Here is a 15,458-nt window from a genome sequence, read left to right on the forward strand (position 1 = left end):
GTAAGTTAGGCCGGTGAATATCATGCGAAGCTCGCGCCGATAGCAGAGCCAGCTTCAGAGGGTAGTTAATTGAACGATATGGCAAAGAATCTGATCCTGTGGTTGATCATCGCCGCTGTCCTTGTGACCGTGATGAACAACTTCTCCAGCCCTAACGAGCCGCAGACCCTCAACTATTCCGACTTCATTCAGCAGGTCAAGGATGGCAAGGTCGAGCGCGTTGCCGTCGATGGCTATGTCATCACCGGCAAGCGTACCGATGGCGACAACTTCAAGACCATTCGTCCGGCTATCCAGGACAATGGCCTGATCGGCGACCTGGTGGACAACCATGTCGTGGTCGAAGGCAAGCAGCCTGAGCAACAAAGCATCTGGACCCAGCTTCTCGTGGCCAGCTTCCCGATCCTGGTGATCATCGCGGTGTTCATGTTCTTCATGCGCCAGATGCAGGGCGGCGCCGGTGGCAAGGGCGGGCCGATGAGTTTCGGCAAGAGCAAGGCAAGGCTGCTTTCCGAAGACCAGGTGAAGACCACCCTGGCCGACGTTGCAGGTTGTGACGAAGCCAAGGAAGAAGTGGGCGAGCTGGTCGAATTCCTGCGCGACCCGGGTAAATTCCAGCGCCTGGGCGGCCGAATCCCCCGTGGCGTGCTGATGGTCGGCCCGCCGGGTACCGGTAAGACCCTGCTGGCCAAGGCTATTGCTGGCGAAGCCAAGGTGCCGTTCTTCACGATTTCCGGTTCCGACTTCGTTGAAATGTTCGTGGGCGTGGGCGCCAGCCGTGTTCGTGACATGTTCGAACAGGCCAAGAAACACGCGCCATGCATCATCTTCATCGACGAAATCGACGCCGTCGGTCGCCACCGTGGCGCCGGCATGGGCGGCGGTCACGACGAGCGTGAACAGACCCTCAACCAATTGCTGGTGGAGATGGACGGTTTCGAAATGAATGACGGCATCATCGTCATTGCCGCCACCAACCGTCCGGACGTGCTCGATCCTGCGCTGCTGCGTCCAGGCCGCTTCGACCGTCAGGTCGTGGTGGGGCTGCCGGATATCCGCGGTCGTGAGCAGATCCTCAAGGTCCACATGCGTAAAGTTCCGATGGGTGACGATGTTGCACCAGCGGTCATCGCTCGCGGCACGCCGGGTTTCTCCGGCGCCGACCTGGCGAACCTGGTCAACGAAGCGTCGCTGTTCGCTGCGCGTGCCGGCAAGCGCGTCGTGGAAATGAAGGAATTCGAACTGGCTAAAGACAAGATCATGATGGGCGCCGAGCGCAAGTCCATGGTCATGTCGGAGAAAGAAAAGCAGAACACGGCTTACCACGAGGCGGGTCACGCCATCGTCGGTCGCGTCGTGCCTGAGCATGATCCGGTCTATAAGGTCTCGATCATCCCGCGCGGTCGTGCGCTGGGTGTGACCATGTTCCTGCCGGAAGAAGATCGTTACAGCTTGTCCAAGCGGGCGCTGATCAGCCAGATCTGTTCGCTCTACGGTGGCCGTATCGCTGAAGAGATGACCTTGGGCTTCGACGGTGTAACCACCGGAGCGTCGAACGACATCATGCGCGCCAGCCAGATTGCGCGGAACATGGTCACCAAGTGGGGTCTTTCCGAGAAGCTCGGCCCATTGATGTATGCCGAAGAAGAGGGCGAAGTGTTCCTCGGTCGTGGCGGCGGCGGGCAGCATGCAAGCTTCTCCGGCGAGACGGCCAAGCTGATCGACTCTGAAGTGCGCAGCATCATCGACCAGTGCTACGGCACCGCGAAGCAGATCCTCACGGACAATCGCGACAAGCTCGACGCCATGGCGGATGCCCTGATGAAGTATGAAACCATCGATGCCGAACAGATCGATGACATCATGGCGGGTCGTCCGCCGCGTGAGCCGCGTGACTGGTCCGGTGGCACAGGTACTCCAGGTACGCCGCCGGCGGTACAGGGTGAGCGTCCGGAAACACCGATTGGTGGTCCGGCTGCTGATGTCTAAGGCTTGAAATGACTTCTGTTCAGTCCTCGACCCGGTTGCCTTGTGGCAGCCGGGTTCTTGATTTGGCCCATGTGCATGTCATGGGTATTCTCAATGTCACTCCCGACTCCTTTTCCGACGGTGGCCGATTTGGTCAGCTCGATGCTGCGCTGCGGCATGCAGAAGCCATGGTGGTGGCCGGTGCGACGCTGATCGATGTCGGTGGCGAGTCGACCCGGCCGGGCGCGCGGGCTGTTTCGCCTCTCGAGGAGCTGGAAAGGGTGGCGCCCGTTGTCGAGCGTATACACCGCGAGCTGGATGTCATAATCTCGGTCGACACGTCCACGCCTGCGGTCATGCGGGAGACGGCTCGGTTGGGCGCGGGTTTGATCAACGATGTCCGCTCCCTGCAGCGAGATGGTGCCCTGGATGCTGCTGCGGCTACCGGGTTGCCGGTGTGCCTGATGCATATGCTCGGTGAGCCGGGAACCATGCAGAACGACCCTCACTATCGTGATGTGACCAGGGAGGTCGGCGAGTTCCTGGCGGAGCGCATGAGCCAGTGCGCGCTGGCCGGTATTCCCGCTGAGCGGCTGCTGCTGGATCCCGGTTTCGGCTTTGCCAAGACCCTGGATCATAACCTGAGCCTGTTCAAGCATATGGAAGCCTTGCATGCCTTGGGTCGGCCGCTGTTGGTCGGGGTCTCGCGAAAAAGCATGATAGGCAATGCCCTGGGGCGTCCGGTAGGCGAGCGGTTGTATGGCGGTCTTGCTCTCGCGGCCCTGGCCATTACAAAAGGTGCGCAGATATTGCGGGTGCACGATGTGGCCGAAACGATGGACGTGGTGCGGATGATCGCAGCAGTGGATTCAGCCGAATAAGAATGACGGAGCACTTATGAGCAAGAAATATTTTGGCACCGACGGCATTCGTGGTCGGGTCGGCGAATACCCTATTACCCCTGATTTCATGCTCAAGCTCGGCTGGGCTGCCGGCATGGCGTTCCGCAAGATGGGCGCCTGCAAGGTGTTGGTTGGCAAGGACACGCGAATTTCCGGCTATATGTTCGAATCGGCTCTCGAAGCCGGCCTGACCTCGGCGGGTGCCGATGTGATGTTGTTGGGGCCTATGCCGACACCGGCAATTGCCTACCTGACGCGCACATTCCATGCCCAGGCGGGGATCGTGATCAGTGCTTCCCACAACCCCCATGATGACAACGGCATCAAGTTTTTCTCCGGCAAGGGCACCAAGTTGCCGGATGAAGTCGAGCTGATGATCGAAGAGCTGCTGGATACGCCGATGACGGTGGTTGAGTCGAGCAAGATCGGCAAGGTCTCGCGGATCAATGATGCCTCGGGTCGCTATATCGAATTCTGCAAGGGCAGCGTCCCTACCGGTACCAGCTTCGAGGGTCTGAAAATCGTCGTCGATTGCGCCCACGGTGCGACCTATAAAGTCGCCCCGAGTGTGTTTCGCGAGTTGGGCGCCGAGGTGGTGGTGCTGGCCGCCCAGCCTAACGGGCTGAATATCAACCACAACTGTGGTTCCACCCATACCGACTCATTGCAGGCAGCGGTCCTGGCCGAACAGGCTGATCTCGGGATCGCCTTCGATGGCGACGGTGATCGGGTCCTGATGGTGGATCACACCGGGACTGTCGTCGATGGCGATGAGCTGCTGTTCATCATCGCGCGCGACCTGCATGAGCGCGGCAAGCTGCAGGGCGGGGTGGTCGGTACGCTGATGAGCAACCTCGGGCTCGAGCTGGCGCTGGCGGATCTGGATATTCCATTCGTGCGAGCCAACGTGGGCGACCGCTATGTCATCTCGGAGCTGCTGGAGCGTAACTGGGTCATTGGTGGTGAGAACTCTGGTCACATCGTCTGCTTCGATCACACCACTACCGGTGATGCGATCATCGCCGCCTTGCAGGTGCTGATGGCGCTTCGGGCGCGCAACGAGAGCCTTGCGCTGTCACGCCAGGCGTTGCGCAAATGTCCGCAGGTGTTGATCAACGTGCGTTTCGGTGGCGGTGCGAATCCCATCGAGCATGCCACGGTCCAGCAGGCCAGTGAGCGCGTGACGCAGGCGATGGCGGGTCGTGGACGGGTGCTGTTGCGCAAGTCCGGCACGGAGCCCCTGGTCCGTGTCATGGTCGAAGGCGAGGACGAAGCGCAGGTTCGCGGTTATGCCGAAGAACTGGCGAAGCTTGTTACTGAAGTTTCTGCCTGAATTCGGCTTGCCAGTCATGAAACGGTTGGGTAACATCTGCGCCCACTTTGACCGACGAGGTACAGCATGCGTCGCCCTATGGTAGCTGGTAACTGGAAGATGCACGGTACCCGCGCCAGCGTCGCTGAGCTGATCAATGGCCTTCGTCATCTGGCCTTGCCAAGCGGTGTTGACGTCGCGGTATTCCCGCCTTGCTTGTATATCAATCAAGTGATTGATGGCTTGAAAGGCAAGTCGATCTCGGTCGGCGCGCAGAACTCTGCGGTGGAATCCATGCAAGGTGCGCTGACCGGTGAAATTGCGCCAAGTCAGCTGGTGGATGCAGGTTGTTCCCTGGTGCTTGTCGGGCACTCCGAGCGTCGCCTGATCATGGGTGAGCAGGACAAGGCCCTGATCCGCAAGTTTGCAGCGGCTCAGGCCTGCGGTCTGACTCCGGTGTTGTGCGTAGGGGAAACCCTCGAGCAGCGTGAAGCCGGCAAGACCCTTGAGGTTGTCGGGCGTCAGCTGGGCAGCATCATCGAGGACCTGGGTGTCGGTGCTTTTGCAAAGGCAGTCATTGCTTACGAGCCGGTCTGGGCCATTGGCACCGGGCTGACTGCTTCGCCGCAACAAGCGCAGGATGTGCACGCCGCCATCCGCGCCCAGTTGGCGGCAGAGAATTCTGAAGTGGCACGAGGTGTGCGACTTCTATACGGCGGCAGCGTGAAGGCGGCCAATGCGGTCGAACTGTTCGGCATGCCGGATATCGATGGGGGGCTCATTGGTGGGGCGTCCCTGAATGCAGATGAGTTCGGTGCGATCTGTCGCGCCGCGGGAAACTGAAAAAATGCTGGAAACAGTCGTAGTCGTTTTTCATCTGCTGGGTGCATTGGGCGTAGTTGCTCTGGTATTGCTGCAGCAGGGTAAAGGTGCGGATGCTGGTGCGTCTTTCGGTGCAGGTGCTTCAAATACTGTGTTCGGAAGCCAAGGTTCCTCTACCTTTCTTAGTAAGTTTACTGCTATACTTGCCGCCGGTTTCTTCATGACCAGCTTAGGGTTAGGTTACTTTGCTAAAGAGAAAGCTCATGAGCTGACTCAAGTAGGTTTGCCAAGCCCAGCGGTATTGGAAGCGCCAAAGCAAAAACCGGCTTCTGATGATGTCCCGGTGCTTCAAGAGCAAAAGTCGGCCAACCCGGCGACTGACGTACCTCCAGCTCAAGAGCAGAAGTAAGAAGGTTTCAAGCGCTGTATTTGCCGAGGTGGTGGAATTGGTAGACACGCAACCTTGAGGTGGTTGTGCCCATAGGGTGTAGGGGTTCGAGTCCCCTTCTCGGTACCAATTGAATCAGGAGAGCCCGCAATAGCGGGCTTTCTTGTAGGTGGAAGGGTTACATTGACCCTGTAGGGGATCGGTCGTATACTTCCGCCCCAGCTTTGTCGCGGGATGGAGCAGCCTGGTAGCTCGTCGGGCTCATAACCCGAAGGTCGTCGGTTCAAATCCGGCTCCCGCAACCAGTTTCAGGGCCCCTTCCAAGGGGCTTTTTGTTAGCTGGACACTTTATAACGCCGCTGTTCAACGGCGTTTCAGGGATGGGCGATTCGCCCATTTTTTTTTATTTGCACAGCATGCACAAACATGCACGAGGGGGTTCAGGTGTCGAGCAAGCTAGAACAGTTGCAGGCCTTGTTGGCCCCGGTGGTCGTGGCCCTTGGCTATGAATGCTGGGGTATTGAGTTTTCGGCTCAAGGTCGCCACTCACTGTTGCGCGTTTATATCGATAAGGAAGGCGGCGTGTTGGTGGATGACTGCGCCATCGTCAGCCGTCAGATCAGTGGTGTACTGGATGTTGAAGATCCAATCAGCACCGAATACACCCTTGAAGTTTCCTCGCCCGGCATGGAACGCCCTCTGTTCAGTCTTGAACAGTTCGCTTCGTTTGCCGGTGAACAAGTGAAGATCAAGCTGCGCTCGCCCTTCGAAGGTCGACGCAACTTTCAAGGCCTTCTGCGCGGTGTAGAAGAGCAGGACGTCGTGGTGCAGGTAGATGACCATGAGTTCCTGTTGCCGATCGATATGATCGACAAGGCCAACATTATTCCCAGTTTTGACTGATACGTGCCAGATACTGCGGATCCCGCGGATCCAATGGCTTGCGAAAGGCGAGGCGTACGATGAGCAAAGAAGTACTGCTGGTTGTTGAGTCGGTATCCAATGAAAAGGGCGTACCGGCTAACGTTATTTTTGAAGCGCTGGAGCTGGCCCTGGCCACTGCTACCAAGAAGCGGTTTGAAGACGAAGTTGATTTGCGTGTGGAGATCAACCGCCACACCGGTTCCTATGAAACTTTCCGTCGCTGGACGGTGGTCGAGGAAGCCGACCTGGATGATCCGGCTATCGAAACCTGGCCAAGCAAGGTTGCAGAAACGCATCCTGGCGCCAAGGTAGGTGACGTAGTCGAAGAAAAGATCGAGTCCATCGAATTTGGTCGCATCGCTGCACAGACGGCCAAGCAGGTCATCGTGCAGAAAGTTCGCGAAGCCGAGCGTGCGCAAGTGGTTGACGCTTATCGCGAGAAGCTGGGTGAGATCATCTCCGGTACCGTGAAAAAGGTCACCCGCGACAACGTGATCGTTGACCTGGGCAACAACGCCGAGGCACTGCTGGCACGCGAAGACATCATTTCTCGCGAAACCTTCCGGGTGGGCGTGCGCCTGCGTGCGCTGCTCAAGGAAATCCGCACCGAGAACCGCGGCCCGCAGCTGATTCTGTCGCGTACCGCGCCGGAAATGCTGATCGAGTTGTTCCGCATCGAAGTGCCGGAAATCGCCGAAGGCCTGATCGAAGTCATGGCTGCCTCCCGTGATCCGGGATCGCGTGCCAAGATCGCGGTCCGCTCCAAGGACAAGCGCATCGACCCGCAAGGTGCCTGCATCGGCATGCGCGGCTCGCGTGTGCAGGCCGTATCCGGCGAGCTGGGCGGTGAGCGTGTGGACATCGTTCTGTGGGACGATAACCCGGCTCAGTTCGTGATCAACGCGATGTCGCCAGCAGAAGTGGCGGCCATTATCGTTGACGAAGATGCCCATGCCATGGACATCGCCGTTGGCGCAGACAATCTGGCTCAGGCCATCGGTCGTGGTGGTCAGAACGTGCGTCTGGCCAGCCAGTTGACGGGCTGGACCCTGAACGTGATGACCGAATCGGACATCCAGGCCAAGCAGCAAGCTGAAACCGGTGACATCCTGCGCAACTTCATCGAAGAGCTCGAAGTCGATGAAGAGCTGGCGCAGGTACTGGTGGATGAGGGCTTTACCAGCCTGGAAGAGATTGCCTACGTGCCGGTGGAGGAAATGCTCAACATCGACGGCTTTGACGAAGACATCGTCAACGAGCTTCGCGCTCGGGCCAAGGATCGTTTGTTGACCAAAGCCATCGCTACTGAGGAAAAGCTGGCAGACGCCCATCCGGCCGAAGACCTGCTCTCGCTTGAGGGCATGGACAAGGATTTGGCGATGGAACTGGCGGTGCGCGGCGTCATTACCCGCGAAGACCTGGCCGAGCAGTCTATTGACGACCTGCTCGACATCGACGGCATTGACGATGATCGTGCCGGCAAGTTGATCATGGCCGCCCGAGCCCACTGGTTCGAGTAATTAGGCGCGGCCTGAGGAGAGAAGTGCATGACGCAAGTCACGGTGAAACAACTGGCCGATGAGGTCAAAACACCGGTAGAGCGCCTGTTGCAGCAGATGCGTGAGGCAGGTCTGCCGCACACCGCCGCCGAGGAACATGTGACCGACAGTGAGAAGCAGTCCCTGCTGACCCACTTGAAGAGCAGTCACAAGGCGAAAGTGGAAGAACCGCGCAAGATCACTCTGCAGCGTAAAACCACCAGCACCCTGCGTGTTGCCGGTAGCAAAAGCATCAGCGTAGAAGTACGCAAGAAGAAAGTCTTCGTGCAGCGCAGCCCGGAAGAAATCGAAGCCGAGCGCAAGCGCGAGCTGGACGAGCGTCGCGCAGTAGAAAACGCCGCGCGCCAGAAGGCTGAAGAAGAAGCCAAGCGTCGCGCCGAAGAAGAAGCGCGTCGTCAGCCTGCCGCAGCCGCTGCGCAACCCGCTCCGGTGGAAGCCGTCGCGGCGCCTGCCCCGGTGGCTGAACCTGTACGCGAAAGCGCCCCGGTCCTGGAGGCAGCTCCTGCGCCTGCGGTCGACGCTCGCAAGCGTGATGAGCAGCGTCGTCCGGACAAGCCACGTGCCGACGAAAACCGTCGTGGCGGTGGCGATGGCGAGCGCAAGAACACTCCGCATCGTGCTTCGGTCAAGGAAAAGGCGCCAGCGCCACGCGTTGCACCACGCACTACCGACGAAGAAAGCGATGGCTTCCGTCGTGGTGGTCGCGGCAAGGCCAAGCTGAAGAAACGCAACGCCCACGGTTTCCAGAGCCCGACCGGCCCTGTCGTGCGTGAAGTGAAGATCGGCGAGACCATCACTGTGGGCGATCTGGCCCAGCAGATGTCGGTCAAGGCTGCCGAGATCATCAAGTTCATGTTCAAGCTCGGTACGCCGGCCACCATCAACCAGGTACTGGATCAGGAAACTGCCCAACTGGTTGCTGAAGAACTGGGCCACAAGGTGACCCTGATCAGCGACACCGCCCTGGAAGATTCCCTGGCCGAGTCCCTGAAGTTCGAAGGTGAAGCGGTTCCTCGTGCGCCGGTCGTGACCGTCATGGGCCACGTTGACCACGGTAAGACCTCGCTGCTCGACTACATCCGTCGCGCCAAGGTAGCTGCTGGCGAAGCCGGCGGTATCACCCAGCACATCGGCGCGTACCACGTTGAAACCGATCGCGGCATGGTCACCTTCCTCGACACCCCGGGTCACGCCGCGTTTACCGCCATGCGTGCTCGTGGTGCCAAGGCGACCGACATCGTGATCCTGGTAGTTGCGGCGGACGACGGCGTGATGCCACAGACCATCGAAGCCGTTCAGCATGCCCAGGCAGCTGGCGTGCCGCTGGTGGTTGCGGTGAACAAGATCGACAAGCCGGGCGCCGATCTCGATCGCATCCGCAGCGAGCTGTCGGTGCATGGCGTGACCTCGGAAGATTGGGGTGGCGACACACCATTCGTTCCGGTTTCCGCGAAGATGGGTACTGGCGTCGACGAGTTGCTCGAAGCCGTATTGCTGCAGGCCGAAGTGCTTGAGCTGACCGCCACTCCATCCGCCCCAGGTCGTGGTGTCGTGGTTGAATCGCGCCTGGACAAGGGCCGCGGTCCGGTGGCCACGGTCCTGGTTCAGGACGGTACGCTGCGTCAGGGCGACATGGTGCTGGTCGGTTCGAACTATGGTCGCGTTCGCGCCATGCTCGACGAGAACGGCAAGCCCATCAAGGAAGCCGGTCCGGCTATCCCGGTCGAGATCCTCGGCCTGGACGGTACTCCGGACGCTGGCGACGAGATGAGCGTTGTGGCTGACGAGAAGAAAGCTCGCGAAGTGGCTCTGTTCCGTCAAGGCAAGTTCCGCGAAGTCAAATTGGCTCGCGCTCACGCCGGCAAGCTGGAAAACATCTTCGAGAACATGGGCCAGGAAGAGAAGAAGACGCTCAACATCGTCCTCAAATCCGACGTCCGTGGTTCGCTGGAAGCCTTGCAGGGCGCTTTGAACGGCCTGGGCAACGACGAAGTGCAAGTACGTGTGGTCGGCGGCGGTGTCGGTGGTATCACCGAAAGCGACGCCAACCTGGCACTGGCTTCCAACGCTGTTCTGTTCGGCTTCAACGTGCGTGCCGATGCCGGTGCGCGCAAGATTGTCGAGCAGGAAGGTCTGGATATGCGTTACTACAACGTGATCTACGACATCATCGAAGACGTCAAGAAAGCCCTGACCGGTATGCTGGGCAGCGACGTGCGGGAGAACATCCTGGGCGTGGCCGAAGTTCGCGACGTGTTCCGTTCGCCGAAATTCGGTGCCATCGCCGGTTGCATGGTGATCGAAGGTGTCGTTCACCGTAACCGTCCGATCCGTGTACTGCGTGAAGACATCGTGATCTTCGAAGGCGAGCTGGAATCCCTGCGTCGCTTCAAGGATGACGCTTCCGAAGTCCGTGCCGGCATGGAATGCGGTATTGGCGTCAAGAGCTACAACGACGTCAAGGTCGGCGACAAGATCGAAGTCTTCGAGAAGGTCCAGGTTGCCCGCAGCCTCTGACTCGCGCACTTCAAGAGCCGCATCGGGTAGCCGCATGAACATGCGCTGCTTCGCTGGCGGACTCTAAACGCAACGCCCGGTCTGGCTTTTGTCAGGCCGGGCGTTTGCCGCTTTCAGACCTCACGGGTTTCACCGTGGGGCAGTAACAGGTAGCAAGACATGGCAAAAGAATATAGCCGTACCCAACGAATTGGCGATCAGATGCAGCGCGAGCTGGCCCAACTGATCCGCCGCGAAGTCAAGGACCCGCGCGTCGGCCTGGTCACCATTACCGCTGTGGAAGTCAGTCGTGACGTCGGTCATGCAAAGATCTTCATCACGGTGATGGGCCAGGACGGTGCCGATGACGTCGCCCAGAGCATCAAGGTGCTCAACTCGGCCGCCGGCTTCCTGCGCATGCAGTTGGCCCGGGAAATGAAGCTGCGCAGTGTTCCACAGCTGCATTTCCACTACGACGAAAGCGTCGCCCGGGGCGCGCATCTGTCGGCCTTGATCGAGCGCGCCGTGGCTGAAGACAGTCAGCACACGGCTGAACCCGAAGACACCAAGGAGTAACCGGTGGCTCAGGTCAAACGTATCCGCCGTAACGTCAGCGGCATCATCCTGCTCGACAAGCCGTTGGGGTTCACCTCCAACGCAGCCTTGCAGAAGGTTCGCTGGCTGCTCAATGCCGAGAAGGCCGGGCACACCGGCAGCCTCGATCCGCTGGCCACCGGCGTGTTGCCGCTGTGTTTCGGCGAGGCGACCAAGTTCTCCCAATACCTGCTCGACTCCGACAAGGGTTATGAAACCCTGGCGCAACTGGGCAAGACCACCACTACGGCGGACGCCGAAGGTGAGGTTCTGCGCGAACGTCCGGTGACCGTTGGTCAGGCTGATATCGAAGCGGTGCTGCCAGGATTTCGTGGGCAAATCAGTCAGATACCGCCGATGTACTCCGCCCTGAAGCGTGATGGACAACCGTTGTATAAACTGGCCCGTGCAGGCGAAGTAGTGGAGCGTGAACCACGTTCTGTTACTATTGCGCGCTTGGAATTGCTGGCCTTTGACGGTAATACTGCGCGGCTTGCCGTGGATTGCAGCAAAGGCACCTATATCCGCACCCTGGTGGAGGATATTGGTGAGCAGCTGGGCTGTGGTGCGTACGTGGCGGAGTTGCGACGGACCCAGGCCGGACCTTTCACCCTGGCCCAGACGGTCACGCTGGAAGAGCTCGAAGCCGTACATGCCGAAGGCGGCAACGAAGCGGTCGACCGCTTCCTGATGCCATCGGACAGTGGGCTGCTGGATTGGCCGCTGTTGCAGTTCTCGGAACACAGCGCGTTCTACTGGCTCAACGGCCAGCCGGTGCGTGCCCCGGATGCACCGAAGTTCGGTATGGTCCGGGTACAGGATCACAATGGTCGCTTCATCGGTATCGGTGAAGTGAGCGAAGACGGGCGCATTGCGCCGCGTCGACTGATTCGGTCGGAATGACCGGAACCCGTCTGTGTAACAGCAGGCGGGCGAGTGTGGCTGTCAACAGGCACGGTCACTACTCATTTATAGATACAGGGATCTGTCCCTGGCCTGTTGGTGCGGTTTTCTCGGAAACCGTACCCTATGAGAGGAAAGCCACATGGCACTCAGCGTTGAAGAAAAAGCTCAGATCGTGACCGACTACCAGCAAGCTGTTGGTGATACTGGTTCGCCAGAAGTGCAAGTTGCACTGCTGACCGCCAACATCAACAAACTGCAAGGTCACTTCAAGGCCAACGGTAAAGATCACCACTCCCGTCGTGGTCTGATCCGCATGGTAAACCAGCGTCGTAAGCTGCTGGACTACCTCAAGGGCAAGGACGTTAGTCGTTACAGCACCTTGATCGGCCGCCTGGGCCTGCGTCGCTAATCAGCGATTGCGCTATGAGGTTGGTGGTCTGTCTGTTGCCGGCGCTTTGCGTCGGCAACCGGCAGGCTCCCAGCCTCAAGTTTTATCTGGACAGTCGTTGGGCCGATTCCCCGCACTGCCCAAGAATTTCGCAAGAAGACAAGTTCCCCAAGAGCCACAAAGAAGGTAGGACACCGTGAACCCGGTAATCAAAAAATTCCAGTTCGGTCAGTCGACCGTTACCCTCGAGACTGGCCGTATCGCCCGTCAGGCCTCCGGCGCAGTGCTGGTCACCGTTGACGACGACGTCAGCGTATTGGTGACCGTCGTCGGTGCCAAGCAAGCCGATCCAGGCAAGGGCTTCTTCCCTCTGTCTGTCCACTACCAGGAAAAGACTTACGCCGCCGGTAAGATCCCTGGCGGTTTCTTCAAGCGCGAAGGCCGTCCTTCCGAGAAAGAAACCCTGACTTCCCGACTGATCGACCGTCCGATCCGTCCGCTGTTCCCAGAAGGCTTCATGAACGAAGTGCAGGTTGTCTGCACCGTCGTTTCCACCAGCAAGAAGACCGATCCGGACATCGCTGCGATGATCGGTACCTCGGCCGCGCTGGCCATCTCCGGTATTCCTTTCGATGGCCCGATCGGCGCTGCCCGCGTTGCGTTCCATGAAAGCACTGGCTACCTGCTGAACCCGACCTACGAGCAACTGAAGGCTTCGAGCCTGGACATGGTCGTTGCCGGTACTTCCGAAGCCGTGCTGATGGTTGAATCCGAAGCCAAAGAGCTGACCGAAGACCAGATGCTGGGCGCCGTACTGTTCGCCCATGACGAGTTCCAGGTGGTGATCAACGCCGTCAAGGAACTGGCCGCCGAAGCCGCCAAGCCAACCTGGACCTGGGCTCCGCAAGCCGAAGCCACCGAACTGCTGGGTGCGATCCGTGCCGAGTTCGGCGAAGCGATCTCCCAGGCCTACACCATCACCGTCAAGGCCGACCGTTACGCGCGCCTGGGCGAGTTGAAGGACCAGGTCGTCGCCAAGCTGTCCGGCGAAGAAGGCCAGCCGTCTTCCGCTGAAGTCAAAGCGGCTTTCGGTGAAATCGAATACCGTACCGTTCGCGAGAACATCGTCAACGGCAAGCCACGCATCGACGGTCGCGACACCCGCACCGTACGTCCGCTGAACATCGAAGTCGGCGTTCTGCCGAAGACCCACGGCTCGGCCCTGTTCACCCGTGGTGAAACCCAGGCCCTGGTCGTTGCAACACTGGGCACCGCCCGTGACGCGCAACTGCTGGACACCCTGGAAGGCGAAAAGAAAGACCCGTTCATGCTGCATTACAACTTCCCGCCGTTCTCGGTCGGTGAGTGTGGTCGCATGGGTGGCGCTGGTCGCCGCGAAATCGGTCACGGCCGTCTGGCCCGTCGTTCGGTCCAGGCCATGCTGCCGGACGCCGACGTGTTCCCGTACACCATTCGCGTGGTATCGGAAATCACCGAGTCCAACGGTTCGAGCTCGATGGCTTCGGTCTGCGGCGCTTCCCTGGCTTTGATGGACGCCGGTGTGCCGATGAAGGCACCGGTTGCCGGTATCGCCATGGGCCTGGTGAAGGAAGGTGAGAAATTTGCCGTCCTGACCGACATCCTCGGTGACGAAGACCACCTGGGCGACATGGACTTCAAAGTGGCCGGTACCGCCAAAGGCGTGACCGCACTGCAGATGGACATCAAGATCAAGGGCATCACCGAAGAGATCATGGAAATCGCCCTGGGCCAGGCCCTGGAAGCGCGCCTGAACATCCTCGGCCAGATGAACCAGGTGATCGGTCAGTCCCGTACCGAACTGTCGGAAAACGCTCCGACCATGATCGCGATGAAGATCGACACCGACAAGATCCGTGATGTCATCGGTAAAGGCGGCGCGACCATTCGTGCGATCTGCGAAGAAACCAAGGCTTCGATCGACATCGAAGACGACGGTTCGATCAAGATCTTCGGCGAAACCAAGGAAGCGGCAGAAGCAGCACGCCAGCGCGTCCTGGGCATCACCGCCGAAGCCGAGATCGGCAAGATCTACGTGGGCAAGGTCGAGCGCATCGTCGACTTCGGCGCCTTCGTCAACATCCTGCCAGGCAAGGACGGTCTGGTTCACATCTCCATGCTGAGCGATGCTCGCGTCGAGAAAGTGACCGACATCCTGAAAGAAGGCCAGGAAGTGGAAGTGCTGGTACTGGACGTGGACAACCGCGGCCGTATCAAGCTGTCCATCAAGGACGTGGCGGCAGCCAAGGCATCGGGCGTTTAATCACCCCCGCGGCTGACCGCTGAACAAGCAAACGCCCCGACTGGTTCGGGGCGTTTTGCTGTGTGGGGAAAATCCCTGCGGCACAGGTTGCCTGGTTACGGACTGGATGCTAGGTTAGCTCACCGCCCGTGTAGCTCAGTCGGTAGAGCAGCGCACTCGTAACGCGAAGGTCGCAGGTTCGATTCCTGTCTCGGGCAAGATCTCCTCTCTCCTCATTTCACCTTCCTGCTCAACTCCTCGACGGTACGCTTGAGCTGATCCATCTCGCGATCCTGATCGCTGATCTTCCCCTTCAGCGTCGATATCTCGCTGTTGCTCGAACTCGAGCTGGAACCGCTATTACGCTTGAGCTCTTCCACTTGCTTGCCTAGGTCGTTCAGGTCGCGTTCCTGTTCCTTGATCGTGCGTTTGAGGTCTTCTATTTCCCGACTGCTGGAATTGGCGCTTGAACCGCCGTTGCGTTTGAGCTCTTCGATCTGACGGCCCTGCTCGGCGAGGGTACGCTTCTGGCTTTCAAGTTCAGTGGCGTTGGCCTTGGCGGTTTGCCGCGTGTCCTTCAAGTTATCGATGCTGATGCCGGTTTTGTAGAACACGTCGTTACCGAATGAGCTGCGCAGGGCCGGAATCTCATCGGATGGCTCTGGAAAACTGGACGAGATTTCAACAGCCGCTTGCGCGGCACTGGCCAATGCTAGGCTGCCGAGCAGCAGGGTCGCGGTAACAAGCCGAATAGACGTTAACCTTGGAAAGCTGCGCATCACAGAATCCTTATGAAGTGCCGATGTGGCACATCGCTATGACTGGGGATTCTGGTATATGTTCCTTGGCCTCCTGCTGACAGGGCCTAGATTTTTGTGGGACAGATGTAAAGAGCCGTGTAAATCATCGACAAAACGT

General features: G+C 59.2%; 13 protein-coding genes and 3 tRNA genes. 15 read left to right on the forward strand and 1 reads right to left on the reverse strand.

The genetic code is table 11. The features are described 5' to 3' along the window. Positions 1-78 precede the first annotated feature (78 nt). The 15 genes from ftsH to LOY67_RS03865 all read left to right on the forward strand — a co-directional run bounded on the left by ftsH (position 79) and on the right by LOY67_RS03865 (position 14,758). A complete protein-coding gene (gene ftsH / locus LOY67_RS03795) occupies positions 79-1,989 on the forward strand; it encodes an ATP-dependent zinc metalloprotease FtsH (protein ID WP_265066011.1) in 1,911 nt (636 codons plus the stop codon). 8 nt (positions 1,990-1,997) lie between these two features. Continuing rightward, entirely contained in the window at positions 1,998-2,849 is an 852-nt protein-coding gene (folP, locus tag LOY67_RS03800) for a dihydropteroate synthase (RefSeq protein WP_265066012.1), read from the forward strand. Between the two features lie 16 nt (positions 2,850-2,865). After that, positions 2,866-4,203, forward strand: coding sequence for a phosphoglucosamine mutase (glmM, locus tag LOY67_RS03805; RefSeq protein WP_265066013.1), 1,338 nt, complete (start codon positions 2,866-2,868; stop codon positions 4,201-4,203). A 66-nt stretch (positions 4,204-4,269) separates the two neighbouring features. After that, positions 4,270-5,025 (forward strand): triose-phosphate isomerase, encoded by a 756-nt coding sequence (gene tpiA / locus LOY67_RS03810; protein WP_265066014.1) that lies wholly within the window; start codon positions 4,270-4,272, stop codon positions 5,023-5,025. 4 nt (positions 5,026-5,029) lie between these two features. Continuing rightward, positions 5,030-5,413, forward strand: a complete 384-nt coding sequence (gene secG / locus LOY67_RS03815; RefSeq protein ID WP_024779946.1) for a preprotein translocase subunit SecG — start codon at positions 5,030-5,032, stop codon at positions 5,411-5,413. Between the two features lie 22 nt (positions 5,414-5,435). Further along, positions 5,436-5,521 (forward strand) — tRNA-Leu (locus tag LOY67_RS03820). Between the two features lie 99 nt (positions 5,522-5,620). Continuing rightward, a tRNA-Met gene (locus tag LOY67_RS03825) sits at positions 5,621-5,697 on the forward strand. Between the two features lie 139 nt (positions 5,698-5,836). After that, on the forward strand, positions 5,837-6,295 hold the full coding sequence (gene rimP, locus LOY67_RS03830; protein WP_024779945.1) for a ribosome maturation factor RimP: 459 nt from the start codon (positions 5,837-5,839) through the stop codon (positions 6,293-6,295). 59 nt (positions 6,296-6,354) lie between these two features. Next, positions 6,355-7,836, forward strand: coding sequence for a transcription termination factor NusA (gene nusA / locus LOY67_RS03835; protein WP_024779944.1), 1,482 nt, complete (start codon positions 6,355-6,357; stop codon positions 7,834-7,836). Positions 7,837-7,863: 27 nt separating this feature from the next. Then, positions 7,864-10,392, forward strand: a complete 2,529-nt coding sequence (gene infB / locus LOY67_RS03840) for a translation initiation factor IF-2 (RefSeq protein WP_265066015.1) — start codon at positions 7,864-7,866, stop codon at positions 10,390-10,392. 159 nt (positions 10,393-10,551) lie between these two features. Then, positions 10,552-10,947 carry a 30S ribosome-binding factor RbfA gene (gene rbfA / locus LOY67_RS03845; protein ID WP_265066016.1) on the forward strand — a complete coding sequence of 132 codons (396 nt, stop codon included), beginning with the start codon at positions 10,552-10,554 and terminating at the stop codon, positions 10,945-10,947. A 3-nt stretch (positions 10,948-10,950) separates the two neighbouring features. Beyond that, on the forward strand, positions 10,951-11,868 hold the full coding sequence (truB, locus tag LOY67_RS03850) for a tRNA pseudouridine(55) synthase TruB (RefSeq protein ID WP_024779941.1): 918 nt from the start codon (positions 10,951-10,953) through the stop codon (positions 11,866-11,868). 142 nt (positions 11,869-12,010) lie between these two features. Then, a complete protein-coding gene (gene rpsO, locus LOY67_RS03855) occupies positions 12,011-12,280 on the forward strand; it encodes a 30S ribosomal protein S15 (protein WP_024684882.1) in 270 nt (89 codons plus the stop codon). A gap of 175 nt (positions 12,281-12,455) precedes the next feature. After that, complete coding sequence (gene pnp / locus LOY67_RS03860; RefSeq protein ID WP_265066017.1) at positions 12,456-14,561, forward strand: polyribonucleotide nucleotidyltransferase; 2,106 nt, start codon at positions 12,456-12,458, stop codon at positions 14,559-14,561. 124 nt (positions 14,562-14,685) lie between these two features. After that, positions 14,686-14,758: transfer RNA gene (locus LOY67_RS03865), tRNA-Thr, on the forward strand. A 15-nt stretch (positions 14,759-14,773) separates the two neighbouring features. On the opposite strand, the gene LOY67_RS03870 is transcribed toward LOY67_RS03865, so the two are convergent. Further along, positions 14,774-15,319 carry a hypothetical protein gene (locus LOY67_RS03870; protein ID WP_265066018.1) on the reverse strand — a complete coding sequence of 182 codons (546 nt, stop codon included), beginning with the start codon at positions 15,317-15,319 and terminating at the stop codon, positions 14,774-14,776. Positions 15,320-15,458 lie beyond the last annotated feature (139 nt).

Origin of the sequence: Pseudomonas sp. B21-056 (assembly GCF_026016325.1) — a bacterium.
In the GTDB taxonomy this organism is placed as follows: Bacteria; Pseudomonadota; Gammaproteobacteria; order Pseudomonadales; family Pseudomonadaceae; genus Aquipseudomonas.